The organism is Streptomyces sp. NPDC030838, from assembly GCF_055572035.1.
This window is the reverse complement of the sequence record NZ_JBVIED010000005.1, coordinates 54,127-80,729: the sequence shown is the minus strand read 5'-3', so window position 1 is coordinate 80,729 and position 26,603 is coordinate 54,127. Positions and strand designations below refer to the sequence as shown.

Genomic DNA, 26,603 nt, shown 5'->3' with positions numbered 1-26,603 from the left:
GAGTCTTCACCACCGCAGTCGGCAACTCACTCAGGAGGAACACGTGGCTCAGCTACTGAGGGTCCAGAACTTCAACGTCTCGAGTGACGGGATCGGCGCCGGTGAGGACCAGAGCCTCGAGCATCCGTTCGGCCACCCCGACCCCGGAAGGCTGTTCGCCTGGGCCGGTGCGACGGCGAGCTGGCCGATGCGCACCGATCCCGGGGGGAGCCGGGGCCTCGACGACTACTTCACCCGGGACTACGCGCGCAACATCGGCGCCGAGATCATGGGCCGCAACAAGTTCGGGCCCCAGCGCGGGCCCTGGACGGACCACGAGTGGCGCGGCTGGTGGGGTGAGGAGCCCCCCTTCCGCACCCCGGTGTTCGTCCTGACCCACCACAAGCGTCCTTCGTTCACGCTCTCCGACACCACGTTCCACTTCGTCGACGGCGACCCGGCCACGGTCCTCCAGCAGGCGCGGGAGGCGGCGCAGGGCAAGGACGTCCGACTCGGCGGCGGTGTCACCACCATCCGGCAGTTCCTGGACGCCGACCTCGTCGACACCATGCACGTGGCGGTCTCGCCGGTGAAGCTCGGATCCGGACTACGACTCTGGGAGTCCCCCGACGAGCTGCGCGACCGCTTCCACCTGGAGGTCGTGCCCAGCCCGAGCGGCGTGACCCACCACCTGTTCTGGCGAAAGTGACGAGCCGAGCCGCACGCCATCGGGCTTGGGCGGGGAAGCCCGACGCCCAGGCTTCCTGGACGGTGGCCGAGAGCCTGACGCCGCCCTCCGCTAGGCGGTACCCGCCAGCAACTGCCGCAGCAGATCCGCCAGTTGGCCGGCCTGTTCGTCCGTGAGGGCGGACAGGGCCTCCGTCTGGGTCGCGAGGCCCGCGCCGACTGCCTCCTCGGTCAGGGAGAGGCCCTCGGCGGTGAGGGTGACCTGGAGGCCGCGGCGGTCGTGGGGGTCCGGGGAGCGGCGGAGGAGGCCGGCGCGTTCGAGTTTGTCGAGGCGGCCGGTCATGCCTCCCGTGGTGAGCATGAGGGTGGCGGCGAGCTGGCGGGGGGAGAGGGTGTACGGCTCGCCGGAGCGGCGCAGGGTCGCCAGGACGTCGAACTCGCCGCGGGAGATGCCGAAGCGGGCGTACGTCTTCTCCGCGCGGTCGCCCATCGCGCGGGAGAGCCGGTGGATACGGCCGAAGACCTCCATCGCGCGGGTGTCCAGGTCGGGGCGTACGGCTGCCCACTGCTCGATGATCGCGTCCACCGCGTCGGGCGCGGGCTTGGTCGGGGCGTTCTGCGGGCTCTCCGGGCTCTGCGTCATGGCAGGAGTATCCGTGCCCGTTCGGTCGGCCGCAAGAAAGTAGCTTGACGGAAACTTGCTTAGCGCTAAGCTACTTAGCGTCGAGCTGAATCCTTAGCGTCCATCGAAGGGGTCCGCCATGAAGCGGTCCGCGACCGTCCTGCTCACCGCCCTCGCCCCCGTCTCCTGGGGCACCACCTACGCCGTCACCACCGAGTTCCTGCCGCCGGACCGCCCCCTGTTCACCGGGCTCATGCGGGCCCTGCCCGCCGGGCTGCTGCTCCTCGCCCTCGCCCGGGTGCTGCCGCGTGGCATCTGGTGGGGCAAGGCGGCGGTGCTGGGCGCGCTGAACATCGGCGCCTTCTTTCCGCTGCTGTTCCTCTCGGCGTACCGGCTGCCCGGCGGCATGGCCGCGGTCGTGGGCTCGGTCGGCCCGCTGTTCGTCATCGGGCTCTCCGCCCTGCTGCTGGGGCAGCGGCCCGCCACCCGGTCCGTGCTCACCGCGATCGTCGCCGCGTTCGGCGTCAGTCTCGTCGTACTGAAGGCGGCCGGGGCCCTGGACCCGATCGGGGTGCTGGCGGCTCTCGCCTCCACCGCCTCCATGTCCGCCGGTACCGTCCTGACCAAGCGCTGGGGCCGCCCGGGCGGCATCGGCCCGCTGGCGCTCACCGGCTGGCAGCTCACCGCGGGCGGCCTGCTCATCGCCCCGGTCGCCCTCCTCGTCGAGGGCGCGCCGCCCGCCCTGGACGGCGCGGCGATCGGGGGCTACCTCTACCTCGCCCTGGCCAACACCGCCGTCGCCTACTGGCTCTGGTTCCGCGGCATCGGCCGGCTCACCGCCACCCAGGTCACCTTCCTCGGTCCGCTCTCCCCGCTCACCGCGGCCGTCGTCGGCTGGGCCGCGCTCGGGCAGGCGCTGACGCCGGTGCAGGTGGCGGGCATGGTGCTGGCCTTCGGGGCGACGGTGGCCGGGCAGCTCACGACGAGCACCCGGAAGACGGTCCCGGTCGCGCAATCATTCAGTTCTGCTGAAAAGAGCCATCGAGAAGTTTCGATGGACGCGACAGGTTCCACGCTGCGACGGTAGATCCACCGCGATCGAACCGACCAGCGAAAGGACCTCCGTGGCAGTCGTCCTGCACAGGACCACCTCTTCCGACACACCCAGGACCTCCTCGATCCCGAGAGCGGCCGGTCCCGTTCTCGGGATCGTCCTCGCCGCCCTCGCCACGGCCGTCTGGTCCGGCTCCTTCGTCACCTCCCGCGCCCTGCACGACAGCGTCCCGCCCGTGCAGCACGCGTTCTGGCGCTGGGTGGTGGCGCTTGTCGCGGTCGCCCCCTTCGGGGCCCGGCAGGCCTGGCGGCAGCGGCACCTCATCCGGCGTCACCTCGGCTTCGTCGTCCTCGCCTCCCTCCTCGGTGTCACGGTCTACAACACCCTCGTCAACCAGGCCGGAATCACCACCCCCGCCGCCAACATGGGCATGATCATGGCCGCCTCCCCGGTCCTGATGGCGGTGTTCGAGCGGGCGAGCGGGGTGCGGCTGGGCGCCCGCCGGGTCGCCGGGCTGCTGATCGCGTGCACCGGCGTCGTGCTGCTGATCGGCCGGGACGGCGCCGACTTCGCCGCCGGCGACCTGTGGATGATCGCTGCCGCCTGCTGCTTCGGATCGTACAGCGCCCTGCTGCGCCGCAAGCCCGCCGACCTGGGCGGCGCGGCCTTCCTCTTCACCACCTTCCTGATCGGCGCGGCCCTGCTGCTGCCCGCACAGGGCGCGAGCCTCGCCCTCCAGGGCGGCTTCACGCCGACCGCCGGCACGGTGCTGCCCCTGCTGTACGTCGGGATCGCCTCCTCGGCGGTCGCCTTCTTCGCCTGGAATAAGGCCATCGCCCTGATCGGCGCGGCTCGCGCGGGCATCGTCTACTACCTCCAGCCCGTCTGCGTGGCGCTGCTGTCCTGGGCCCTGCTCGGCGAGACCACCGGATGGCCCCAGCTTCTCTGCCTCGCCCTGATCCTGGCCGGGATCACGCTGGGCGCGGCATCCCGGGTCAGTTGACGACCGGACCCGCGTTGGGGTTCGGGCCGACCCAGCCGCCGTAGTCGATGGCATCGGAAGGACCGGGGCCCGGCGGGGTGTCGAGGGGTGCGCCGCCTGTCGCGACGCTGGTGGAGCCGGAGCTGCTGGTGTCGAAGGGCGCGCCGCCGCCTGGCGCGAGGTCGCCGGAGCTGCTGGTGCCGGCGGGCGCGCCGCCTGTCACGTCGTTGCCGGAGCCGGAGCCGGAGCCGGAGCCGGAGCCGGAGCCGGAGCCGCTGCCGTCGGCGGGTGGGCCGCCTGATACGCCCCCACCGCCCGGAGTGGCGCAGCTGTCGTGGTACCACCCGTCCTTGCTCATCGTGTACTCACAGCGGTTGGGGATCTTGGGGTCTCCGGCCTCCGGCGCGGCGAACGCGGTGCCGGTCAGGGAGACACCTCCGGTGGCGACGGCGGCCGCGGCCATGAGAAGGGCGAAGCGTCGGGTCCTTGTGGCGGTCATGAGCATGGGTCCTTCGCGGGTGGGGGTATCGGACCGAGGACCGGTCGAGCGGGCTGCCGGCCTCGCCGTGCGGTCGTCCGTGTCTCCATTGAGCCCCGGACGGAAGGCCCGGGTCACGGCACGGCAAATCGGGACTTGACAGCCGGCATGGCCGTGCCGTGTAGCGTGCCGCCATGGCCGAGTGGGACATCCGTAAGCTGCACATCCTGCGGACGCTGCGGGAGCGGGGCACGGTGACCGCGACGGCCGAGGCGCTGCACATGACCCCGTCGGCGGTCTCCCAGCAGCTGACCAACCTCGCCACCCAGCTGGGCGTGCCCCTGCTGGAGGCCCACGGCCGCCGGGTCCGGCTCACCGACGCCGCCCGGCTGGTGCTGCGGCACACCGAACCCGTCTTCGAGCAACTGGAGCGCGCCGACGCCGCGTTGGCGGCCTACGCGCACGGCGAGGCCGGGGAGGTGCGGGTCGGCGCCTTCTCCACGGCGGTCCCGGCGCTGGTCGTACCGGCCGTGCGGGCCCTGCGGGCGGCACACCCCGGGGTGACGGTACGGGTGCGGGAGGCGGAGGCCGGGGAGGCGTACGAACTGCTGGCCGCCGGCGAGGTGGACCTCGCCCTGTCCCTCGCCGCCGAGGCCCCGAGCGCGGCGGACCCCCGCTTCACCCGGCTGCCCCTGCTCACCGACCCGCTCGACCTGGCCCTGCCCCCCGGCCACCCCCTGGCCGACGCCGACGGTCTGCGCCTGACCGACCTCGCCGCCGAACCCTGGATCTTCGGCGGCAGCGGCCCCTGGTCCGACATCACCCGCGGCGCCTGCGAGGCCGCCGGGTTCAGCCCCGTCCAGGGCCACTCGGCGGCCGGCTGGACCGCGATCCTGGCCATGGTGGAGGCGGGCATGGGCGTCGCCCTCGTACCCCGCATGGTGGGCGCCCGCCGCGACGGCGTGGTGATGCGCGAACTCGCCACGGACCGGCCGTGCCGGCACGTGGTGGCGGCCGTACGCAAGGGGGCGGAGGAGGCGCCGGGGGTTCGCCGGGTGCTGGCGGCGTTGCGGGAGGCGGCGGAAGGGCCTGAGGCGCGGGAGCGTTGACCCGGCCGCCACCCTGCTGCGCTCGCCCGCCTGGCAGGAGCACGCGGCGCGACGGCGGCATGGCAAGGGCTAAGATCACGCTTCCTGGGGGACAGAGATCAGATCGATCACAGAGATCACGGGGATCACGGGGGGCCATGATGACGAGTCGGCGTGCTCGCACACTTGCCGCAGCCTGGGCGGCGCTCGCTCTGGCGGCGGTCGGCGGATGTTCGTCGACGAAGGAGCTGCCCGACATGACCGGCTCGCAGCTCCAGACGGCGCAGGACCGGGCGCAGAGCGCCGGGTTCACCAACCTCAGCTCCGAGGACGCGACCGGACAGGGCCGCGCCCAGCTCTGGGACCGCAACTGGCGGGTCTGCTCGCAGGACCCGGAGCCCGGCGAGGCGGACCCCGACACCCTGGTGGTGTTCCTGGTGGTCAAGGAGGGCGAGAGCTGCCCCGCCTCCACCGAGGGGTACCTGGCCATGCCGGGTGATGAGATGCCGAGCTACAGCGGCCGCAACCTCATGGACGCGATGAACCAGATGGCGGCCCTGACCGGCGAGGTCACCGCGATCGACGCCACCGGCGAGAGGCGCAGCCCCGACAACGAGAACGACTGGCGGGTCTGCTCCACCACCCCCGCGGCCGGGGAGATCATCGAGGACAGCGTGGTCTTCGAGGCCGTGCCCAACGGGGAGAAGTGCCCCGGCTAGCAGAGCGCTCGCCCGAACGGCATGGGGCGCCCGGCACGGTACCGGGCGCCCCATGGACGTACGACGGGTACAGACGGCTACTCCGCGGCCGCGTCCGCCGCCTGGGCCCTCAGCGCGCGCTCGACGCCCGCACGCGACTCCGAGATCAGGCGTCGCAGGGCCGCGTTCGGCTCCGCCGAGGACAGCCAGGCGTCCGTCTTGTCCAGGGTGTCCTGGGTGACCTGGATCGACGGGTACAGGCCGACGGCGATCTGCTGGGCCATCTCGTGGGAGCGGGACTCCCAGACGCCCTTGACCGCCTCGAAGAACTTGCCGGTGTACGGCGCCAGCAGCTCGCGCTGGTCGGTCTGGACGAAACCGGAGATCACCGCCTCCTGGACGGCGTTCGGCAGCTTGTCGGACTCCACCACCGACGCCCAGGCCGCCGCCTTCGCCTCGGCCGTCGGGCGGGCGGCGCGGGCCGTGGCGGCGTGGCGCTCGCCCGCCGCCGTCTTGTCCCGCTCGTACTCGCCGGCGATCTCCGCCTCCTCGAAGCGGCCCACCGCGGCCAGCCGCTCGACGAACGCCCAGCGCAGCTCGGTGTCCACGACCAGGCCCTCGATCGACTGGGAGCCGTCCAGCAGGGCCTCCAGGAGGTCCAGCTGCTCCGGCGTGCGGGCCGTCGCCGCGAACGCCCGCGCCCACGCCAGCTGATGGTCACTGCCGGGCGCGGCGGACCGCAGGTGGGCCAGCGTGGCGTCGGTCCAGCGGGTGAGCAGGGCCTCGCGGGCGTCCGGGGCGGCGTACAGGTCGACCGCCAGCTTCACCTGGCGGTGCAGCGACTGCACCACGCCGATGTCGGACTCCTTGCCGATGCCGGACAGCACCAGGGAGAGGTAGTCGCGGGTCGCCAGCTCCCCGTCCCGGGTCATGTCCCACGCGGACGCCCAGCACAGGGCGCGCGGCAGGGAGGCCTCGAAGTCGCCCAGGTGCTCGGTGACGGTCTTCAGGGACGCCTCGTCGAGACGGACCTTCGCGTACGACAGGTCGTCGTCGTTCAGCAGGACGACCGCCGGGCGGCGCTTGCCGACCAGCTGCGGTACGGCCGTCAGCTCGCCGTCGACGTCCAGCTCGACGCGCTCGGCGCGCACCAGCTTGCCGCCGGCGTCGTCGAGTTCGTACAGGCCGACCGCGATGCGGTGCGGGCGCAGCGTCGGCTCGCCCTTGGCGCCGGCGGGCAGCGCCGGGGCCTCCTGGCGGATGGCGAAGGAGGTGATCACGCCGTCGGCGTCCGTCTCGATCTCCGGGCGCAGGATGTTGATGCCCGCGGTCTCCAGCCACTTCTTCGACCAGGTCTTCAGGTCGCGGCCGGAGGTCTCCTCCAGGGCGCCCAGCAGGTCGGACAGGCGCGTGTTGCCGAACGCGTGGCGCTTGAAGTACGCCTGTACGCCGCGGAAGAACTCGTCCTCGCCGACGTACGCCACCAGCTGCTTCAGCACCGAAGCACCCTTGGCGTACGTGATGCCGTCGAAGTTGACGAGCACGTCGTCCAGGTCGCGGATGTCCGCCATGATCGGGTGCGTGGACGGCAGCTGGTCCTGCCGGTACGCCCACGTCTTCATCGAGTTGGCGAACGTGGTCCACGAGTGCGGCCAGCGCGACTCGGGGTGGGCCGCCTGGCAGGCGATCGACGTGTACGTGGCGAACGACTCGTTCAGCCACAGGTCGTTCCACCACTCCATGGTGACCAGGTCGCCGAACCACATGTGGGCCAGCTCGTGCAGGATGGTCTCGGCCCGCACCTCGTACGCCGCGTCCGTCACCTTGGACCGGAAGACGTACTGGTCGCGGATGGTCACCGCGCCCGCGTTCTCCATCGCGCCGGCGTTGAACTCCGGTACGAACAGCTGGTCGTACTTCTTGAACGGGTACGCGTAGTCGAACTTCTCCTGGAACCAGTCGAAGCCCTGCCGGGTCACCTCGAAGATCGCGTCGGCGTCCAGGAACTGGGCGAGCGAGGGACGGCAGTAGATGCCGAGCGGCACGCTCTGCCCGTCCTTCTCGTACACGCTGTGGACGCTGTGGTAGGGACCGACGATGAGCGCGGTGATGTACGTCGAGATGCGCGGCGTCGGCTCGAACTCCCAGACGTTGTCCTTGGGCTCCGGCGTCGGCGAGTTCGAGATCACCGTCCAGCCCTCGGGCGCGCGCACGGTGAACTGGAAGGTGGCCTTCAGGTCCGGCTGCTCGAAGGAGGCGAAGACCCGGCGGGCGTCCGGGACCTCGAACTGGGTGTAGAGGTAGGCCTGGTCGTCGACGGGGTCGACGAACTTGTGCAGCCCCTCGCCGGTGTTGGTGTACGCGCAGTCGGCGACGACCCGCAGGACGTTCGGGCCCTCCAGCAGCCCGGGGAGCGCGATCCGGGAGTCCTTGAAGACCTCGGCGGGGTCGAGCTGGTCGCCGTTCAGGGTCACCTCGTGGACCGTCGGCGCCACCAGGTCGATGAAGGACTCCGCGCCGTTCTCCGCGACGTCGAAGCGCACCGTGGTCACGGACCGGTACGTACCGCCCTCCTGCGCGCCGGAGAGGTCGAGATCGATCTCGTACGAGTCAACGGTGAGCAGCTTCGCCCGCTGCTGCGCCTCTTCGCGAGTCAGGTTTGTGCCAGGCACGCGGTCATCTCCTCGTTATGTGTGGGTTGCGCCATCCTTCCACGGGACCTGCACGAAACGCGATGTCCGGATCCCGCCGGTGACCGGGGCGGACACGCGCGACGCTGAGCCCATGACGACCTATCCGACACGCCCTGTCCCGCCCTCGGTGCTGAAGGAGCTGCGCTCTGCCGACGATTCGGGGCGCGCGATGGTTCCCGTGACCGACGAGGAGGGCGGCGCACCCCTGCGCTGCTGTCTGCGCCACAGCACGCCCGGCGAGTCGATCGCCCTGGTCTCCTACGCCCCGCTGCGCCGCTGGGCGGCCGCCACGGGCGCCGATCCCGGGGCCTACGACGAGCAGGGACCGATCTTCATCCACGCGGACGACTGCCCCGGCCCCCAGGGTGACGCCGTGCCCTTCACCAACGCCCACCGTGTCCTGCGCCGCTACTCGGCCGACGGCCGCATCCTCGGCGGCCGCCTGACGACCCCGGAGGAGTCCTTCGAGGCCGCCTTCGCGGAGGCCTTCGCCGACCCCGAGGTGGCGCTGGTCCATGTCCGGGCCGTGGAGTACGGCTGCTTCCTGTACGAGGTGCGGCGGCCCTAGGGGCTGTCTTCCGGATCAGGCCGGCTGAGGCTTCGGCACCGTGAAGTACTGGTCCCCGGGGGAGCCCGAGCCGCTGAGGTCGAAGGTCAGGACGGTGTCGTAGCGGGCGCGTGCGGATGCCACGCTCGGTGCCGGCTCGGGGGTGATCGAGCAGCGTCGGTGGAACTCGGGCCCGGAGGGGTCCGGAGGGCAGGGCTCCGGCTCGTCGATGGGGTTGGGGAGCGGCAGGCCCGGCCGCTCCCAGTCGATCTCGAGCCCGGGGGCCTCGAGTGCGGGCGTGGGCATGAGGGTGCCGTCCGGGTCCCGGCCGCCGAGGCGGTGGTAGTCGAGCGCGTAGGTCACGGTGCCGCGTGCGTGCGGCAGGTCCCGCCCCTCGCCGTCCTGCGGCCCCCAGGTCGCGATGCCCGCCGCCCGGATGCGGGGCAGTACGTCGGCGATGTCCCCGCGGACGCCGAAGTAGGCGACGGCCCGCATGTCGCACACCAGGGCGTAGGGCGACCCGCCGTCCCCGAACAAGGCGTCACCGGCCGGCCGGCCACAGGAGTCGGCGAACCGCGTGAGCACGGGCTCGACGCCCCGCACCTCGGCCAGCCGGTCGATCAGCGTGCGCATCCTCCGCTCCACGGCCGCCCTGCGGGACTCCGCCTCGGGCGAGGTGGCCCGCGCCCGCAGGTCCTCGTCCGCCGGTTCGTGCGAGCACGCCGTCGCCCCGCCCACCAGGGCCAGGGCCAGCAGCAGTCCGACCGCCGCGGTCTTCGCCATCCGCCCACCTCCGCCCCCACCTTCCAGTGGGGCGGAGACGGGCGCATGAGTACGCGTACTCAGTTACGCGAAGGGCGGCCACCGGCACCCGGTGACCGCCCCGCACAGCTGTCCTACTGCTCGCGCTTGGCGGTCAGCTCGGCCGCCACCAGCTCCGCGATCTGCACCGCGTTCAGGGCCGCGCCCTTGCGCAGGTTGTCGTTGGAGACGAAGAAGGCCAGGCCGTTCTCCACCGTCTCGTCGCCGCGGATCCGGCCGACGTACGACGGGTCCTGACCCGCCGCCTCCAGCGGGGTCGGCACCTCGGTGAGGGCGACGCCGGGGGCGCCGGCCAGCAGCTCCTTGGCGCGCTCCACGCTGATCGGGCGGGCGAAGCGGGCGTTGACCTGGAGGGAGTGGCCGGTGAAGACCGGGACCCGGACACAGGTGCCGGAGACCTTCAGCTCCGGGATCTCCAGGATCTTGCGGGACTCGTTGCGGAGCTTCTGCTCCTCGTCCGTCTCGTTCAGGCCGTCGTCGACGATGGAGCCGGCCAGCGGGAGCACGTTGTACGCGATCGGCGCGACGTACTTGTTCGGCGCCGGGTACTCGGCCGCCGAGCCGTCGTGGGTGAGCTTCGGGGCGTCCGCGCCGACCTTCTGGACCTGCTCGAACAGCTCGTCGACGCCCGCGAGGCCGGAGCCGGACACGGCCTGGTAGGTGGCCACCACCAGGGCCTCCAGGCCCGCCTCCGCGTGCAGCGGCTTCAGCACCGGCATCGCGGCCATCGTGGTGCAGTTCGGGTTGGCGATGATGCCCTTGGGGCGGTTGGCCACCGCGTGCGGGTTCACCTCGGAGACCACCAGCGGGACCTCGGGGTCGCGCCGCCAGGCGGAGGAGTTGTCGATCACCACGGCGCCCTGGGCGGCGACCTTCTCGGCCAGCGCCTTGGAGGTGGCGCCGCCCGCGGAGAACAGCACGATGTCCAGGCCGGTGTAGTCGGCCGTGGACGCGTCCTCCACCGTGATCCCGTCGAGGACCGTCCCCGCCGAGCGGGCCGAGGCGAACAGGCGCAGCTCGGTGACCGGGAAGTCGCGCTCCGTGAGGATCCTGCGCATGACCGTGCCGACCTGACCGGTGGCTCCGACGATTCCGACCCTCACGGTGACTCCTCTACGCGTTCTTGTGCTTCTGCGGCCTCTCCATCATGCGGCCGACCCCGGTCCGTCTGTCCAATTCTTTGCGCTCCATGCCCGAGGACTGGGACACCCGACCGGCGGTGTGACGTACGCCTCGCGGAACGTCCGGACACCCGGTCGAACGTTTCCCCGTGCTCCGGCGTCGTAGGAGAAACGTGCTGAGGGGGGTGGCTTGTGCTGGGCAGAAAGGCCCGCCGTGCCCAACGGGACGATCACGGAGATCCGCTGGACGCGGCCCAGGAGCGGCGGGTGCGGGCGGTGCTCGCGCTGGGCGGGGTTCCGCAGGCGGACCTGCTGGACGGGGTACAGCAGGTCCGCCTGCGGTTGCTGGAGCGTGCCGCCAGTGGGCGCGAGGCGCCGCGGGACGTCTCCGCGTGGGCCGCGGTCGTCGCGTCCAACCTCGCCATGGACTGGCACCGCGCCAAGCGCCGTCAGGAGCGGATCGGGGAGCGGCTCGCCTCGCTGCGGCAGCTGGAGCACCCCTCCGGCGAGGACACCAGCGTGCTCTCCGTCGCCGTCGCCCAGGGCCTGGACGAGCTGCCCGACGCCCAGCGGCAGGTCGTCGTGCTGCGCTTCTACGCCGATCTGCCGGTGCGCTCCATCGCCGAGGAGCTGGGCATCCCGGAGGGCACCGTCAAGAGCAGGCTGCACACGGCGGTGCGGGCGCTGCGCACCCGGCTGCACGAGGACGAGGTGGTGTGACGTGACCGTCGACCGTAACGATCCGTTGATGGCCGTCCTCACTGGAGAGCAGCTGTCCGAGGAGGCCCGCGCCGACGACGGACTCCTGGCCGAGTACCGGTCCGCCGAGGCCGATGTCGCGTTGCTGCGGGAGCAGTTGGGGATCATCGGGGACGCGCTCGGCGCCGAGCCGCGGTTCGCGCCCCGGACGGTGCCGGAGGCCGTGCCGCCGCGCTCCTCCCGGCGGCGGCCCCTGCGGATCGCCTTCAACGGTCTCGTCGCCGCCGCCGTCGCCACCGTCTTCGTCGGCCTCGGCTGGCTCGTCGTGCAGTCCGGTCCGGGCGGCGGCGCGGACGCGGGCGGGTCGACGGCCGCCGACAGCGGCGCCGAGAGCGCGCAGAAGTCGGCCGGTCCGCTCGGCTCACCCACCTACCTGGCCTGCACCCGGCTGCTGGCCGAGGGCACGGTGACCGATGTCGTCCCCGTCCCCGGCACCGGGCGGGAACGCGTCACCCTCGACGTCACCCGCGCCTACATCCCGGCCGGGAAGGACGGCGAGGCGAAGGCCACCTTCGTCAAGGGCGACGACGCCGTCTTCGGCGCCCCCAGCCACCTCCGCGCCGGCGACCACGTCCTGGTCGCCGTGCCGCGCCACGGCGACGCGGCCGACTTCTGGTTCGTCGGCGAGGACGCCATCGCCCCGCAGCGGCAGGCGGTCGAGCAGGCGCTGCCCGAGTCGCGGAGCAGGGCCTGTGAATGACAGAGGGCGGGCGCCCGTCGGACGCCCGCCTCCTCGCCGTACTACCGCACTACGGCGTGACCTTCTCGATCTTCACGCTGCCCACGCCCGCGACCGTGCCGCGCGCGTTGACCAGCTGGACCTGGCCGAAGAACTCGCGTCCCTCGGGCGCGGCCGCGGCGGCGGTGACGCTGCCGGAGACCGTCGCCGAGGCACCCGTGCCGAGCTTCACCGGCGCGGACTCGTCGACCGTGACGGAGCCGAGCGCGCTGGAGAAGAACACGTCCAGGTAGTCGTAGGCGGTGGAACCGGCGGGCACCGCGTAGCCGATGACCTCGATGGTGTACGTGCCGGCGGCCGGCTTGGCCACGGACACCGACTCCTCGGAGTCACCGTCGGCGGAGCTGCCGACCTCGGTGCCGGCCGCGTTCTTCACGACCAGGTCGAGGTCCGCGGCCGCGTCGGAGACGTTGCCGATGGTGACGTCCAGCGACTGCGCGCCCTCGGGCACCTGGACCGTGGTGGTCTGGGTGACGCCGTCCGCGATGGTCGGGCGGGCCGTCTTGGAGGAGCCCAGCGGGCCGCCGACCAGCTTGCCGTCGAGGGCGGCGTAGTTGTTGGTCACCTTCCAGGAGGCGGCGGCCGGGGTGCCGACCTTGGCCTCGGGCACGGTCACCGTCTCCGGGTCGAAGGCGGCGCCGAGGACGGTGACGTCCAGCGTGTACGGGTTGTCGAGCAGCGGCGACGTACGGCGCGACTCGACCTCGATCTCCCAGACACCGGGCTGCGGGTCGGCGTACGAGCGCACGTCCGGGCGGCAGGTGTTGGCCGGGTTGGTGTAGTTCGGGTAGCAGCTGATGGTCGACGTGGGGTCGGCCGGGACGCCGTACGGGTGGATGGCGATGAACCGGGTCTGGCTCTTGTCCTTCAGCCCGCCGATTGCGACCTCGAGGGACTTGGCGCCCTCGGGCACGGTCACGAAGTACGACTTGTGGCTGTTGCGCTGCACCGAACCGGACGCGGAGTAGCCGTACTTCAGCGGCGCGGCGACCACGACCGTGCTGAGGACCTGCTTGTCGATGCCCTCGGTGCGCGGGTCGTCGACCTCGAGGATCGCGCTCTTGAGCCCGGCGGACTTCGGCGCGGCCTGCACCTTGACGGTGACCGGCTGGTTGAGCGGCAGGTTCACCTCGTCGGAGCCGACGATACGGAAGGTGCCGCCCGCGTTGTTCTCGAAGTGCAGCTCGTGCCGGATCGCTCGGTCGGCGCCGGACGTACGGGTCAGGGTGATCTCGTACGTCTTCTTCTGCCCGGCCTTCAGACCGCCCTCGCGGTCGTACAGGCCCGTGCCGTAGCCCGGCGTCTTCAGGAACTGGTCGATCGCGGTGTCGACCGGAGCCTTCACGGAGTACTCGTGGGCGGTGGCGCCGTCGCGGATCGAGTCCCAGGCGTCCACGATGTTGATCAGGCCCGCGCCCTCTTCGTACGCCTGCACGCCCGGGATGTGGTCGGCGGTCGAGGTGAGCGCCGTGCGCAGCGTCGCCGGCGTCAGCTCGATGCCCTTCTGCTTGGCGGCGGACAGCAGCAGCGCGCTCGCGCCCGCGGCCTGCGGGGAGGCCATCGAGGTGCCCTGGAGCATGGAGTAGCCGGGCGGCAGGCTGTAGCCGGCCTCGGCGACCGGGCCGCCGGGCGACCAGGTCTGGGTGGTGTTGATCGCGGCGCCGGGCGCGGAGAGCGTCGGCGTGAAGCCGCCGTCCTCACGCGGACCGCGCGAGGAGAACGGCATCATCGCGTAGTCCTTCTCCACCCGCGAGCCGTAGTTGGCGGCCCAGGTCTCCTGGGAGATGGTCGCGCCGACCGAGATCACCTTGGCGGAGAGGGCGGGGTCGCCGATGGTGTTGGCACCGGGGCCGGAGTTGCCCGCGGAGATCACCAGCTGGACGCCGTAGGTGTCGATGAGCCGGGTGTACAGCTCCGAGCGCGCGTTGTTGCCGTCGTTCAGCGCCGGCAGACCGCCGATCGACATGTTGACGATGTCGACGCCGCGGTTCACGACGAGGTCGATCATGCCCTCGGTGAGCGCCACGTTGGTGCAGCCGCCGGACCAGGTGCAGGCCCGCGAGGAGACCAGCTTGGCGCCGGGCGCCGCGCCGTTCATCTCGCCGCCGAACAGGCCGTTCGCGGCGGTGATGCCGGCCACGTGGGTGCCGTGCGAGCCCTCGATGACACCGATGCTGACGTAGTCGGCCTTGGCGCCCGAGGAGTTGTAGACGACGTCCTTGCGGATCTCGACGACGAACGGGATGCGCTCGGCGATCTCGGTGGCCGGGTTGTCGGTCCCGAAGTAGCCGATCTGGAAGCCGTCCTTGTACGGCTTCATCGCCTCGTCGTTCGTGAAGTCGAGGTCGTCGTTCAGGTCGACGCGGACGGTCCCGGCGGCGGCGTCGTACAGCACGCCCCAGACGTCCGTCTTGTCGCCGTCCCGGTTCAGGTCGCCGGCCATGTCGCCACCCGTGGTGGCGGACTCGGAGAAGTAGTTGAACCGGTAGGCGCCCTCGGGGGCCTTGAACGTCTCCGTGCCGAGGGCGGAGGTGGTGATGGAGAAGGTCGGGCCGGCGACCGAGGTGGTCATCCGCCGCCAGGTGCCGTCACCGTCGCTGACCGGGTCCGTCGCCGTCACCCAGTCGACGATCTTCCGCTCGCCGGTCGTCGTCTTCTGCAGGGCCGGGTGGCCGAGGTCGACGCCGGAGTCCAGGATGCCGATGGTGATGCCGCGCCCGTCCGCCTTCGGGTGGTCCTCGACGAACTCGACGGCGCCGGTCTCGAAGGACGGGTTGTAGGGGTTCTCGGCGGGCGTGTCCTCGCCGGGGGCCGGGTAGCTCCCGGTGGCCGTCGCGCCCTTCGCGCCGTCCGCGTTCGGCGACGGGTCCTCCAGCGGGATCTCCTCGCGCAGGTCGATGCCGTGCACGGAGGAGAGCTTCACGGCGGCGGCGATCGCCGACTCGGCCTTGCCGGTCGGGACGGTGGCGCGGACGTAGCCGAGCTTGTCGTACGTACGGCCCACGAGACCGCCGTCGACGGCGTCCAGCTGCTTCGCGACCTGCTCCGTCTGGCCGGGCGCGGTGGCGACCATCATGGTCACGCTCTTGTCGCCGTTGGCCTTGGCCTCGGCGAGCAGGTCGGCGTCGTCGGAGCCGAGCTTGTCGTGGGCGGACTTGACGCCCGGGTCGGCCGCGGCGGGGGCGGCCGGGTCCGCGGCGAAGGCCAGGGGTATCGGCCCGGCCGCGGAGAGCGCGGCGACCAGACCGGCGGCCACGGCGATACGGGCCACGCGTCTGGCGCCCGGTATCGGATCGCTCTGGGGGGTGTGGGTCATCGGCATCCCTTGTAGGTGAGGGAACGAGCGTGTCGCTTGTCGTCCGGAATGCGACACCGGACGACCGCTCAGCTTTACCCAAGGGACCGATGTTTGGGGAGGGTTGACCGAAACGATATGGATGTATGGGGAAAACCCGCGATGGGTTATGGGGGGATAACTCCCGAATAGGGGTAACTCGCCCTACGGCTGGGCCGATTCAGGCGTCCTTTGACCGTGCGTAGTGCCGGGACGCCTTCGCGCGGTTGCCGCACACGGCCATCGAGCACCAGCGGCGCGTCCCGTTCCGTGACGTGTCGAAGAAGTGCAGCACGCACGCCTCGTGGGCGCAGTGGCGGATGCGGTCGGGGGCGATGGCGAGCAGTTCCAGGTAGTTGCGGGCGGCGAGCCAGGCGGGCCCCCAGGAGGGGTCGCGGAACTCGGGGTGCTCGCCGGGCCCTTCGGTCGTGAGGGCGGCCCGGATCCGCCCGTGCGCGAGGACCGCGTCGACGAGCGGGGCCCCTTCCGCGAGCGAGCCGTCCACGGCCGCCGCCAGCGCGTCGCGGGCCTGGCGCACATGGCGCAGGGTCCGGTCGTCGGCGCCGTACTCGCCGTCCAGTCCGTTCGCCGCCAGCCACACCGCGAGCCCGTCGGTGCCGGTGAGCAGATCCTGCGGGACCCCGTCCTGGATCCAGCGCGTGTTGAGCAGGTCGAGCGCGAGCGGCTCGCCGGTGAGGGGGCGGGGGTCGCGGGGGGCGGACATCCGGGGCTCCTTCCACTTCTAACCCCTCAAGGTTAGATCACCGGTTGCGCCCCGCGTATCTAACCCCTAATCTCATCTACAGGGGTTACAACGTCAGCTGAAGGGGACAGCCATGACCGCCACGACCTTGCACACCGGCCACATCGGCCTGAACGTCACCGACCTCGACCGGTCCCTCGCCTTCTACCGGGACGTCCTGGGCTTCACCGTGCTGGCCGAGGGAAAGGAGGACGGCCGGCGGTACGCGTTCCTGGGTGAGGACGGCCGACTGCTCCTCACCCTCTGGCAGCAGGCGGCCCAGGCGTACGACGGTGACCGCGCGGGCCTGCACCACCTGGCGCTGGAGGTCGACTCGATCGAGCGGGTCAGGGAGTACGAGGAGGCGCTGCGGTCGTACGGCGCGGAGTTCGCCTACGAGGGGGTCGTGGCCCACCGCGAGGGCGCGGCGTCCGGCGGCATCTTCTTCCACGACCCGGACGGCACCCGGCTGGAGATCTGCGCCCCGAGCGGCGCGGAAGAGGCACCGGCGCCCGCCGAGTCCGCCCCGACCTGCGGTTTCTTCTGATGGCCGGCGTCTATCACGCGGGCTCCCGCGCCGTGCAGGACCGGGTCGGCGTACGCGACCAGGCGGACCACGTCGGCCGCTCGATCGGAGCCGGCATCAAACCGGTCGCGGCGGCCTTCCTGGAACTCCAGCCGCTGCTGGTGGTGGGCGCGGCCGACCCGGGGACCGGCAGGGTGTGGGCCTCGCCGCTCGCCGGCGCTCCCGGCTTCGTCCGCGCCACCGGCCCGCACCGTATCTCCGTCGCGGGAGGGCCGGCCCCGGCCGACCCGCTCGCGACGGCCCTCGCGACCCCCGGCACCCCCGTCGGCACCCTCGCCCTCGACCCACGCACCCGCCGCCGGATGCGCCTCAACGGCGTGGCCGAGCCGACGGCCCGGGGCTTCGCGGTGACGGCGGGGCAGGTGTTCTCGAACTGCCCGAAGTACCTCCAGAAACGGGAGTCGTACGAGGTGGTGGCGGACCGCGTCCCGCAGCCGCCGCGCCGGGGCCACGAGCTGACCGACGCGCAGGCGGAGTTCGTCGCGGCGGCCGACACCGCGTTCGTGACGACCGTCCACCTGGAGGGCGCCGACGCCAGCCACCGTGGCGGCAACCCCGGCTACCTGCGGATCGACTCGCCACGCGAGCTGAGCTGGCGCGACTACCCGGGCAACGCCATGTTCCTCACCCTCGGCAACCTGGCCGCCGACCCGCGCGCGGGCCTGCTCGTCCTGGACTGGACGACGGGCACGGTGCTCCAGCTGACCGGCGAGGCGCGCACCGCGTTCGCGCCGGACGGCGCCCGCACGGTCCGCTTCGGGATCGCGGAGGTCGTCGAGACCCCGGCCGCGCTCCCACTGCGCTGGTCCGCGCCCGAATACTCCCCGGCCAATCCGCTCCCCGCGCGCTAAGTTCCCCGGATGCGGCAGAAGTTGAGGGTGGCGGCCTACGCCATATGCGTCCGCGACGGTCAGGTCCTCCTCGCTCGCTCCCCGGCCGAGGACGGCACCCCCGAGTGGGTGCTGCCGGGCGGCGGGATGGAGCACGGCGAGGACCCGTACGACACCGTGCGCAGGGAGGTGACGGAGGAGACCGGCTACCGGATCGAGGTGACCGGTCTCCTCGGGATCGACTCCTCCCGCCGCCCGCTCCCGCGCCGGGGCCTGCGCCGCCCCGTCGACCATCACGCCGTACGGCTGCTGTACGCGGGACGGGTGATCGGCGGGGAGCTTCGCTTCGAGGTGGACGGCTCGACGGACATGGCGGCGTGGCACGACCTGGGTGCCGTGGAGGGCCTGGTCAGGGTGCCGCTCGTGGACATCGGGCTGCGGATGTGGCGGGAGCGGGAACAGGGACCCGGCGGCGCATGAGAATGCATGGGGTTGCATGACAATGCGAGATGTTGCATAGTTTTGCCATGTCCAAGGTCCTCACCTCCCTCCCTGTCGGCGAGCGCGTCGGCATCGCCTTCTCCGGCGGGCTCGACACCTCGGTCGCCGTCGCCTGGATGCGCGACAAGGGCGCCGTCCCGTGCACCTACACCGCCGACATCGGCCAGTACGACGAGCCCGACATCGCCTCGGTGCCCGGACGCGCGAAGACCTACGGCGCCGAGATCGCGCGCCTGGTCGACTGCCGCGCGGCCCTGGTCGAAGAGGGCCTGGCCGCGCTGACCTGCGGGGCGTTCCACATCCGCTCGGGCGGGCGCGCCTACTTCAACACCACGCCGCTCGGCCGCGCCGTCACCGGCACCCTGCTCGTCCGGGCGATGCTCGAGGACGACGTCCAGATCTGGGGCGACGGCTCGACCTTCAAGGGCAACGACATCGAGCGGTTCTACCGCTACGGGCTGCTCGCCAACCCGAACCTGCGGATCTACAAGCCCTGGCTGGACGCGGACTTCGTGACCGAGCTCGGCGGCCGCAAGGAAATGTCGGAGTGGCTGCTCGCCCACAACCTGCCCTACCGGGACAGCACGGAGAAGGCGTACTCCACCGACGCCAACATCTGGGGCGCCACCCACGAGGCCAAGACCCTGGAGCACCTGGACACCGGCATCGAGACCGTCGAGCCCATCATGGGCGTGCGGTTCTGGGACCCCGAGGTCGAGATCGCCCCCGAGGACGTGACGATCGGCTTCGAGCAGGGCCGCCCGGTGACCATCAACGGCAAGGAGTTCGCCTCCGCCGTCGACCTGGTGATGGAGGCCAACGCCATCGGCGGCCGCCACGGCCTCGGCATGTCGGACCAGATCGAGAACCGGATCATCGAGGCCAAGAGCCGCGGCATCTACGAGGCCCCGGGCATGGCCCTGCTGCACGCCGCGTACGAGCGCCTGGTCAACGCGATCCACAACGAGGACACCCTCGCGCAGTACCACAACGAGGGCCGGCGCCTCGGCCGCCTGATGTACGAGGGCCGCTGGCTGGACCCGCAGGCGCTGATGATCCGCGAGTCGCTCCAGCGCTGGGTCGGCGCCGCGATCACCGGTGAGGTCACCCTGCGGCTGCGGCGCGGCGAGGACTACTCGATCCTCGACACGACCGGTCCCGCCTTCAGCTACCACCCGGACAAGCTGTCCATGGAGCGCACCGAGGACTCCGCGTTCGGACCGGTGGACCGGATCGGCCAGCTCACCATGCGCAACCTCGACATCGCCGACTCGCGCGCCAAGCTGGAGCAGTACGCCGGCCTCGGCCTGATCGGCAGCGGCAGCCCCACCATCGGCGCCGCCCAGGCGGCCGCGACGGGACTGATCGGCACCATGCCGGAGCTGTCCGAGGGCGGCGCCGAGGCCATCGCCTCCCGCGGCGAGGTCTCCGAGCAGGACGCGCTGCTGGACCGCGCCGCGATGGAGTCCGGCACGGACTGACCCCGGCCCACAGGCGTACGGGCTCACGGGCCCCGGCGGAGGCACCTCCGCCGGGGCCCGTCGTCGTACGAGGCGCGCCGGGCCCGTCGTCGTGCAAGGCGCCCGAGGCCCCTCCACATACCCCGTCAGATGAACGCGGAGTGACCCGCTCCCGGCCCGCAGAGGAGCGGTGACGGACGCGCGGGGTGGCGCGAGATCCACGTACGGTGATCGGTGCTGCCCGTTGCCGTCGCGTTCACACGCAGGTCATCCCCGGTGCCAACGATCCAGAGCGAGCGGGGGGTTCGCGCGAGCGGCCGTCCGCGGCCACTGCCGACGCGTTCGCACTCGGGGAGACCGCGCCATGCCGCGCATACGCTCTGTCGCCAGCTCCGCCGTCCAAGGGGCGGCGGTCAACCGCCGTGCCGTCCTCGCCACCGCCGGAGCCGTGTCGCTGTCCGCGGGCGTCGGCTGGGCCCTGCGGCCCACCGACAGCCGGGCCGCCGGCCAGGTCCCGGCCGCGGGGGAGGCCCCGGTCGCCGTCTCCCGCAAGGCTCCGCTCGCCCCCCTCGCCCCCTACACCCGCGGCACCACCCTCGCCGGTGTCGCCGCCCCGGTCGGCGGCTCCACCGGATACCGGCGCCTCGGTGACGGCCAGGGCTGGCCGCGGGTCGTCCGCAGCGACCTCGCGGCGCCCAAGTCCGGCCGCGAGGAACGGCGTACGGCGCTCGCGGCGTTCGTCCAGCTCACCGACCTGCACCTGATCGACGCCCAGCACCCGCTGCGCCTGGAGTTCCTGCGCTCGGCCGATGTGCACGCCTGGCGGCCGCAGGAGCTGCTGACCGTGCAGGGCGCGGTGTCGCTCGTGGAGCGGGTCAACGCGCTGCGCGGGGCGCCCGTCACCGGGGCTCCACTGCACTTCGCGATGACGACCGGCGACAACACCGACAACAACGCGATGACCGAGCTGGAGTGGTTCCTGACCGTCCTCAGCGGGGGCCGGATCCGCCCCGACTCCGGTGACCCGCGCCGCTACGAGGGCGTCCAGAACAGCGGCCTCGCGCAGTACTGGCAGCCGGACTCCGCCATCCGCGACGCCGACAAGCAGCGCGGCTTCCCGCGGCTGGAGGGCTTCCTGGCCGCCGCGACCCGGGAGGTGCACAGCCCCGGCCTGAACCTGCCCTGGTACGCGACGGTCGGCAACCACGACTCCCTCCCGCTGGGCTGCTACGGCCACGGCGACCCCTACCTTCGGGACTTCGCCGTCGGCGGCAGAAAGCTGATGACCCTGTCGGCGACGGAGGCGAAGAAGCTCCAGGACGCCATCAAGAACGCCAAGGACCCGCTGGGCGTGCAGTTCCGCGACCTGCTCAAGGCGCACGCCCGGGACCTGCGCCCGGTCACCCCGGACGAGCGGCGGGCGCCGTACACCGCCACCGAGTACGTCCGGGCCCACCTCGACCCGGCGTACGCGGGCATGGGCCCGGTCGGGCACGGCTACTCCACGGCGAACCTTGAGGCGGGCACCCAGTACTACAGCTTCCGCATCGCCGAGGACGTCATCGGCATCAGCCTCGACACCACCGACCCCGGCGGCCACTACGCGGGCTCCATCGGCGCCGGGCAGCTGCGCTGGCTGGAGCGCACCCTGCGGCAGAACGCCGACTCCTACGCCGTCGTCTTCAGCCACCACACCAGCAAGACCATGAACAACACCCGCCCCGACCCCGCCCGCCCGAACGAGCGCCGCTACGACGGGGCCGACGTCCTCGCCGTCCTGGGCCGCCACCGCAACGTGCTGGCCTGGATCAACGGCCACATCCACCGCAACGAGATCACCCCGCACACCGGGGCCGACGGCCGTTCCTTCTGGGAGATCTCCACCGCGTCCCACGTGGACTTCCCGCAGCTCGCCCGCGTCGTCGAACTCGCCGACAACAAGGACGGCACCCTCTCGGTCTTCACCACGATGGTCGAGTCCGCCGCCCCCCACCGCACCGACTTCACCGACCTCTCCCAGACCGGCCTGGCCGCGCTCTACCGCGAGCTGTCCTTCAACGCCCCGGGCGCCCGCACCGACCTCGCGGGCACGGCCCGGGACCGGAACACGGAGCTGGTGCTGAAGAAGGGCTGAACCCGGGAGCCCAGGAGGAGGGGCCGCCGGACCCTCGGGCCCGGCGGCCCCTCCTCTCCCCTCCTGGTGCCTGCCCGGTCCGTCACTACCGGGGCAGCACCACGACATACGCGGCCGGCTCCCGGTCCACCGAGGCCATCAGGGCCGTGCGGACCACCGTGGCCTGCTGCTCCAGGGAGTCGCGGAGCTTGCGGGGCGTGATGTACACGACCGTGATGCCCAGGCGCTCCAAGTGCTCCCGCTTGCGGGCGTACTCCGACCACAGCGCGTCCTCATCCTGGCGCGGGGCCCGCGTGTCGAGTTCGACGGCGACCGCGTGCTCCGGCCAGTAGGCGTCCAGGCCGCCGAGGTGGGGGCCGCCGGGCAGGCGCAGGTCGACGTTCCAGACCGGGTCGGGGAGGCCGTACTCGCGCACCATCCGGTACAGCCGGTCCTCCGCGATCGCCCGGCCCTCCGCCAGCAGCGAGTCCACCGCGTCCACCACGTGCGGGCGGCTGAGCAGCTTGGCCTGGTTCAGCGCGCGGACCACCGACGCCGGGTCGCAGTGGCCGCCCCGGACGGCCTCCGTGAGCAGCCGGCGCACCGTGCCCGCGTCCGGCAACTCGGCCACCGCGTCGGCGAGGGCGCGCGGGACGGGGGCGACGGGGAGGCCCGTCACCTGCTCGGGGGCGGGGAGCGCGGAGGTGCGCAGGATGCGCACGAAGCCCGTCGTGCGGAGGCGGCGCAGCCGGGGGACCAGGACGTCGATCCGGTCCAGGGCGGGCAGCGGCGGCGAGGAGGTGAAGCCGTGCAGGGTGAGGGCCGCCAGGCCGGTGATCACCGCGTCCGGGTAGGTGAGCCGGTGCGGTTCGGCGGCGCCGCCCTCCGCGGACGGCTGGGACGGCACCGTCGACGTCGCCGTGTCCCGGGCCGCGTACGTCAGGACCGCGTGCAGGCGCTCCTCGCTGGTCGGGGGTCCCGGGTGCAGCACGTAGACACCGGGGAGCAGCTGCTGCCAGGGCCCGCCGGGGCGGCACTGCTCGGCCAGTTCGGCCGGGGAGACGCCGTGCGCGCGGAGCTGGGCGGCCGTCAGGACCCGGCGGCTGCCCTCGGCGATGTGGTGCAGGGGGCGGGGGGAGAGCGGGGTGTTGTGGGTCATGCTCCGGGGATTCCCGCGCCCGATCCGGCCCCTAACCGCTGTTACACGCCCGTCGACAAATACGGACAACTCATCACTAAAGGACGGATGTTCGGGTGCCGATGGGGCACCGAAACCCCTGGTCCGAATGGGGGTGGCCAGGGGTTACGGTCGTCCTTGCCCGAATTTCGTAACGGTCACCCCTGGCCCAAGCTCAGGCCAAAGGTCAGCGCTGGTTGACGGGGTTCACCCCGCCGCCGCGTCGCACTCCTGCCCGCGCAGCGCCCGCGCCAGGTCGTCCCGCGCCTCCAGGACCAGCCGGCGCAGCGCCGGCGGCGCGTCCTCGTGGGCCGCGAGCCACTCGTCCGTCGCCGCCAGCGTCCGCGGGGAGTCCTGGAGGGACGGGAACAGGCCCCGCACCACGTCCATGCCGATCTGGATGGACCGCTCCGCCCACACCCGCTCGATCGCGGCGAAGTACTTCTCCGCGTACGGCGCCAGCAGCGCCCGCTGCGAGGGCTGCCCGAAGCCGTTGATGGTCGCCTCCACCAGCGCGTTCGACAGCGCGTCGGACTCCACGACCTGCGCCCACGCCTGCGCCTTCACCGCCTCCGACGGACGCGCCGCCAGGCAGCGCACCTGGTGGCGCTTGCCGGACGCGGTGTCGTCCCGGGCCAGCTCCGCCGCCAGCACCTGCTCGTCGGCCACCCCGTGCGCGGCCAGCGGCTCCAGGAACGCCCAGCGCAGCTCCTGGTCCACGTCCAGGCCGTCGATCTTCTCGGTGCCCTCCAGCAGAGCCCTCAGCAGCTCCAGATCCGAACGGTCGGACGCCGTCGTGGCGAAGAACCGGGCCCACGCCAGCTGGTGCTCGCTGCCCGGCTCGGCCGCCCGCAGCTCGCGCAGGGCGCCCTCCGCCAGCAGCCGCTCGCCCTGCGGGCGCCAGGCCGGAGCCGCGTAGTGGACCAGCGCCGAGTTCGCCCAGGCGTGCAGCATCTGGAGCACGCCGATGTCCGACTCGCGGCCCGCGAACCGCAGCACCAGGTCCACGAAGCCCCGGGCCGGCAGCAGCGCGTCCCGGGTCATGTTCCACACCGCCGACCAGCACAGGGCACGCGCCAGCGGGTCGGTGAGGTCGCCGAGACCGGCCTTCAGCGTCTCCAGCGACGTGGCGTCGAAGCGGATCTTGCAGTACGTCAGGTCGTCGTCGTTGACCAGCACCAGCTCCGGCGCCTGAGCACCGGCCAGTTCCGTCACGACCGTCCGCACCCCCTCGACGTCCACCTCGGCCCGCGCGTACCGCTCCAGGGCTCCGGCCTCCGTGCGCCGGTACAGCCCCACCGCCACCCGGTGCGGCCGCAGGTCGGGGTGCGACTCGGCCGCCTCCTGCAGCACCGACAGCTCGTCGATCCGGCCCTCGGCGTCCAGCAGCACCTGCGGGGTCAGGGAGTTGACCCCCGCCGTCTGCAGCCACGACCGAGCCCACGCCCCCATGTCCCGCCCGCTGGTCTCCTCCAGCACCGACAGCAGGTCGCCGAGGCGCGTGTTGCCGTAGGCGTGCCGCTTGAAGTAGCGCCGCGCGCCCTCCAGGAACGCGTCCTGGCCGACGTACGCCACCAGCTGCTTGAGCACCGAGGCGCCCTTGGCGTACGTGATGCCGTCGAAGTTGAGCTTGGCGTCCTGCAGGTCGCGGATGTCGGCGGTGATGGGGTGCGTGGAGGGCAGCTGGTCCGCGCGGTACGCCCAGGCCTTGCGGCGGTTGGCGAAGGTGATCCAGCCGTCCTTGAAGCGGGTCGCGCCGACCAGTGAGAAGGCGCCCATGAAGTCGGCGAAGGACTCCTTCAGCCACAGGTCGTCCCACCACTCCATGGTGACCAGGTCGCCGAACCACATGTGCGCCATCTCGTGCAGGATCACGTTGGCGCGGCCCTCGTAGGACGCCCGGGTCACCTTGCCGCGGAAGATGAACTCCTCGCGGAAGGTCACCATCCCCGGGTTCTCCATCGCGCCGAGGTTGTACTCGGGCACGAACGCCTGGTCGTACTTGCCGAAGGGGTACGGGTAGTCGAAGTGGTCGTGGAAGAAGTCCAGGCCCTGCTTGGTGACCAGGAAGACGTCGTCGGCGTCGAAGTGGGGGGCGAGACCCTTGCGGCACATGGCGCCGAGCGGGATCTCCAGCTTCGTGCCGTCCTCGAAGACCCGCTCGTAGGAGTCCGTGACGTAGTGGTACGGGCCCGCCACCACACACGTGATGTACGTCGAGATGGGCTTGGTCTCCGCGAACCGCCATACGCCGTCGGTCCGTTCGCCGGCGCCGTTGCTCCACACCGTCCACTCCTCCGGCGCCCGCACCTCGAAGCGGAACGGGGCCTTGAGGTCGGGCTGCTCGAAGTTGGCGAAGACGCGGCGCGAGTCGGCCGGCTCGTACTGGGTGTACAGGTAGACCTCGCCGTCCTCCGGGTCGACGAAGCGGTGCAGGCCCTCGCCGGTGCGGGAGTAGGCGCACTGGGCGTCCACGATCAGCTCGTTGTCGGCGGCCAGGTCCTCCAGCAGGATCCGGGAGCCGTCGAAGACCTCGCTGGGGTCGAGGTCGCGGCCGTTCAGCGACACGGCCGTCACGCTCGGCGCGATCAGGTCCGCGAAGCTCGACGCGCCCGGCTCGGCACAGCGGAAGCGGATCGTGGTGACCGAGCGGAAGGTGCGCGGGCCGTCGCCGTCGTGGTCGCCGACGGCCGAGCGCACGTCGAGGGAGACCTCGTAGCCGTCGACGGACAGCAGAGCGGCCCGCTCCCGGGCCTCGTCGCGGGACAGATTCTCACCGGGCACGGGCGGCACTCCCTCGTATGTACGTCATGACTACGGCTGAACAGGACCGATCCTGCCATGTGCCCCTGACGCGGGGCAGCAGGGAATGAGGGGGAGGGCGGCGGCGTTCTCCGGACGTTGTCCCGGACAGCAGCCGCTTGACGTTCATGACGTTCATGAGGAGAGACATGTCGGAGAAGACCCCCGTCGACTTCTGGTTCGACCCGCTGTGCCCCTGGGCCTGGATGACCTCCCGGTGGGTGCTGGAGGTGGAGAAGGTCCGGGACATCGAGGTCCGCTGGCATGTGATGAGCCTCGCCGTGCTGAACGAGGACAAGCTCGACGAGCTGCCCGAGGAGTACCGCGAGATGCTGGCGACGAAGGCGTGGAACCCCGTCCGGGTCGTCATCGCCGCGCAGGTCGAGCACGGCCCGGAGGTCCTGGGCGACCTGTACACCGCGCTCGGCACCCGGTTCCACAACCGGGACGAGGGCATCGGGAAGGAGACGGTCGCCGCCGCCCTGCGGGACGTCGGCCTGCCCGAGTCGCTCATGGAGCACTGGGACGACACCCCGTACGAGGAGCAGCTGCGCGCCTCCCACAAGGAAGGCATCGAGAAGGTCGGCCAGGAGGTCGGCACCCCGATCATCGCGGTGCCCGGCGCCGACGGCGAGCAGATCGCCTTCTTCGGCCCGGTCGTCACCCCGGCCCCGAAGGGCGAGGAGGCCGCCCGCCTGTGGGACGGCACCCTCGCCGTGGCCTCCGTGCCGGGCTTCTACGAGATCAAGCGCACCCGCACCAAGGGCCCGGACTTCAGCAACCTGTAGA

Annotated in this window: 23 protein-coding genes; 14 read left to right on the top strand and 9 right to left on the bottom strand. The window is 72.0% G+C overall.

Annotated elements, in window-relative coordinates; translation table 11 throughout:
• Positions 1-43: 43 nt before the first annotated feature.
• Positions 44-688, top strand: coding sequence for a dihydrofolate reductase family protein (locus ACZ42A_RS15805; RefSeq protein ID WP_468527765.1), 645 nt, complete (start codon positions 44-46; stop codon positions 686-688).
• Positions 689-778: 90 nt separating this feature from the next.
• Here the strand turns inward: ACZ42A_RS15805 and ACZ42A_RS15800 are convergent, their stop codons facing one another.
• Positions 779-1,309, bottom strand: a complete 531-nt coding sequence (locus ACZ42A_RS15800) for a MarR family winged helix-turn-helix transcriptional regulator (protein ID WP_468527764.1) — start codon at positions 1,307-1,309, stop codon at positions 779-781.
• Positions 1,310-1,427: 118 nt separating this feature from the next.
• Here ACZ42A_RS15800 and ACZ42A_RS15795 point away from each other — a divergent pair, with 118 nt between their 5' ends.
• Together ACZ42A_RS15795 and ACZ42A_RS15790 are read left to right on the top strand one after the other, a co-directional pair.
• Complete coding sequence (locus tag ACZ42A_RS15795) at positions 1,428-2,375, top strand: EamA family transporter (protein WP_468527763.1); 948 nt, start codon at positions 1,428-1,430, stop codon at positions 2,373-2,375.
• Positions 2,376-2,424: 49 nt separating this feature from the next.
• The gene (locus tag ACZ42A_RS15790; RefSeq protein ID WP_468528089.1) at positions 2,425-3,345 is read left to right on the top strand and encodes a DMT family transporter; all 921 of its coding nucleotides are present in this window, start codon (positions 2,425-2,427) and stop codon (positions 3,343-3,345) included.
• Here ACZ42A_RS15790 and ACZ42A_RS15785 read toward each other — a convergent pair.
• On the bottom strand, positions 3,338-3,823 hold the full coding sequence (locus tag ACZ42A_RS15785; RefSeq protein WP_468527762.1) for a hypothetical protein: 486 nt from the start codon (positions 3,821-3,823) through the stop codon (positions 3,338-3,340). The two genes, ACZ42A_RS15790 and ACZ42A_RS15785, sit on opposite strands and share 8 nt — an antisense overlap.
• A gap of 173 nt (positions 3,824-3,996) precedes the next feature.
• Here ACZ42A_RS15785 and ACZ42A_RS15780 point away from each other — a divergent pair, with 173 nt between their 5' ends.
• Both ACZ42A_RS15780 and ACZ42A_RS15775 read left to right on the top strand, forming a co-directional pair.
• Complete coding sequence (locus ACZ42A_RS15780; protein ID WP_468527761.1) at positions 3,997-4,911, top strand: LysR family transcriptional regulator; 915 nt, start codon at positions 3,997-3,999, stop codon at positions 4,909-4,911.
• 236 nt (positions 4,912-5,147) lie between these two features.
• A complete protein-coding gene (locus ACZ42A_RS15775; RefSeq protein ID WP_468527760.1) occupies positions 5,148-5,609 on the top strand; it encodes a PASTA domain-containing protein in 462 nt (153 codons plus the stop codon).
• 77 nt (positions 5,610-5,686) lie between these two features.
• On the opposite strand, the gene pepN (ACZ42A_RS15770) is transcribed toward ACZ42A_RS15775, so the two are convergent.
• Complete coding sequence (gene pepN, locus ACZ42A_RS15770; RefSeq protein WP_468527759.1) at positions 5,687-8,260, bottom strand: aminopeptidase N; 2,574 nt, start codon at positions 8,258-8,260, stop codon at positions 5,687-5,689.
• A 112-nt stretch (positions 8,261-8,372) separates the two neighbouring features.
• Between pepN (ACZ42A_RS15770) and ACZ42A_RS15765 the strand changes: the two genes are divergently transcribed.
• Positions 8,373-8,849, top strand: coding sequence for a DUF1203 domain-containing protein (locus ACZ42A_RS15765; RefSeq protein WP_468527758.1), 477 nt, complete (start codon positions 8,373-8,375; stop codon positions 8,847-8,849).
• Between the two features lie 15 nt (positions 8,850-8,864).
• On the opposite strand, the gene ACZ42A_RS15760 is transcribed toward ACZ42A_RS15765, so the two are convergent.
• Together ACZ42A_RS15760 and ACZ42A_RS15755 are read right to left on the bottom strand one after the other, a co-directional pair.
• Entirely contained in the window at positions 8,865-9,611 is a 747-nt protein-coding gene (locus ACZ42A_RS15760) for a basic helix-loop-helix domain-containing protein (RefSeq protein WP_468527757.1), read from the bottom strand.
• A 113-nt stretch (positions 9,612-9,724) separates the two neighbouring features.
• The gene (locus ACZ42A_RS15755) at positions 9,725-10,753 is read right to left on the bottom strand and encodes an aspartate-semialdehyde dehydrogenase (RefSeq protein WP_468527756.1); all 1,029 of its coding nucleotides are present in this window, start codon (positions 10,751-10,753) and stop codon (positions 9,725-9,727) included.
• 210 nt (positions 10,754-10,963) lie between these two features.
• Between ACZ42A_RS15755 and ACZ42A_RS15750 the strand changes: the two genes are divergently transcribed.
• A complete protein-coding gene (locus ACZ42A_RS15750) occupies positions 10,964-11,491 on the top strand; it encodes an RNA polymerase sigma factor (RefSeq protein WP_468527755.1) in 528 nt (175 codons plus the stop codon).
• Between the two features lies 1 nt (position 11,492).
• Entirely contained in the window at positions 11,493-12,230 is a 738-nt protein-coding gene (locus ACZ42A_RS15745) for a hypothetical protein (RefSeq protein ID WP_468527754.1), read from the top strand.
• A 49-nt stretch (positions 12,231-12,279) separates the two neighbouring features.
• Here the strand turns inward: ACZ42A_RS15745 and ACZ42A_RS15740 are convergent, their stop codons facing one another.
• Both ACZ42A_RS15740 and ACZ42A_RS15735 read right to left on the bottom strand, forming a co-directional pair.
• Positions 12,280-15,585, bottom strand: a complete 3,306-nt coding sequence (locus tag ACZ42A_RS15740) for a S8 family serine peptidase (protein ID WP_468527753.1) — start codon at positions 15,583-15,585, stop codon at positions 12,280-12,282.
• A 199-nt stretch (positions 15,586-15,784) separates the two neighbouring features.
• On the bottom strand, positions 15,785-16,327 hold the full coding sequence (locus ACZ42A_RS15735) for a CGNR zinc finger domain-containing protein (RefSeq protein WP_468527752.1): 543 nt from the start codon (positions 16,325-16,327) through the stop codon (positions 15,785-15,787).
• A gap of 112 nt (positions 16,328-16,439) precedes the next feature.
• Here ACZ42A_RS15735 and ACZ42A_RS15730 point away from each other — a divergent pair, with 112 nt between their 5' ends.
• The 5 genes from ACZ42A_RS15730 (at position 16,440) to ACZ42A_RS15710 (ending at position 21,856) form a co-directional block, all read left to right on the top strand.
• Positions 16,440-16,892 carry a VOC family protein gene (locus tag ACZ42A_RS15730; protein ID WP_468527751.1) on the top strand — a complete coding sequence of 151 codons (453 nt, stop codon included), beginning with the start codon at positions 16,440-16,442 and terminating at the stop codon, positions 16,890-16,892.
• Positions 16,892-17,782 (top strand): pyridoxamine 5'-phosphate oxidase family protein, encoded by an 891-nt coding sequence (locus ACZ42A_RS15725; RefSeq protein WP_468527750.1) that lies wholly within the window; start codon positions 16,892-16,894, stop codon positions 17,780-17,782. Before ACZ42A_RS15730 ends, ACZ42A_RS15725 begins: the two co-directional genes overlap by 1 nt.
• A gap of 9 nt (positions 17,783-17,791) precedes the next feature.
• Positions 17,792-18,241, top strand: coding sequence for an NUDIX hydrolase (locus ACZ42A_RS15720; protein ID WP_468527749.1), 450 nt, complete (start codon positions 17,792-17,794; stop codon positions 18,239-18,241).
• 47 nt (positions 18,242-18,288) lie between these two features.
• Positions 18,289-19,743 carry an argininosuccinate synthase gene (argG, locus tag ACZ42A_RS15715; RefSeq protein ID WP_468527748.1) on the top strand — a complete coding sequence of 485 codons (1,455 nt, stop codon included), beginning with the start codon at positions 18,289-18,291 and terminating at the stop codon, positions 19,741-19,743.
• A gap of 343 nt (positions 19,744-20,086) precedes the next feature.
• Positions 20,087-21,856 carry a TIGR03767 family metallophosphoesterase gene (locus ACZ42A_RS15710; RefSeq protein ID WP_468527747.1) on the top strand — a complete coding sequence of 590 codons (1,770 nt, stop codon included), beginning with the start codon at positions 20,087-20,089 and terminating at the stop codon, positions 21,854-21,856.
• 85 nt (positions 21,857-21,941) lie between these two features.
• Here the strand turns inward: ACZ42A_RS15710 and ACZ42A_RS15705 are convergent, their stop codons facing one another.
• Together ACZ42A_RS15705 and pepN (ACZ42A_RS15700) are read right to left on the bottom strand one after the other, a co-directional pair.
• Complete coding sequence (locus ACZ42A_RS15705) at positions 21,942-22,994, bottom strand: hypothetical protein (RefSeq protein ID WP_468527746.1); 1,053 nt, start codon at positions 22,992-22,994, stop codon at positions 21,942-21,944.
• 225 nt (positions 22,995-23,219) lie between these two features.
• Entirely contained in the window at positions 23,220-25,796 is a 2,577-nt protein-coding gene (gene pepN, locus ACZ42A_RS15700) for an aminopeptidase N (RefSeq protein WP_468527745.1), read from the bottom strand.
• Between the two features lie 167 nt (positions 25,797-25,963).
• On the opposite strand from pepN (ACZ42A_RS15700), the gene ACZ42A_RS15695 reads away from it, so the two are divergent.
• A complete protein-coding gene (locus ACZ42A_RS15695) occupies positions 25,964-26,602 on the top strand; it encodes a mycothiol-dependent nitroreductase Rv2466c family protein (RefSeq protein ID WP_468527744.1) in 639 nt (212 codons plus the stop codon).
• The last annotated feature ends 1 nt before the right edge of the window (position 26,603 follow it).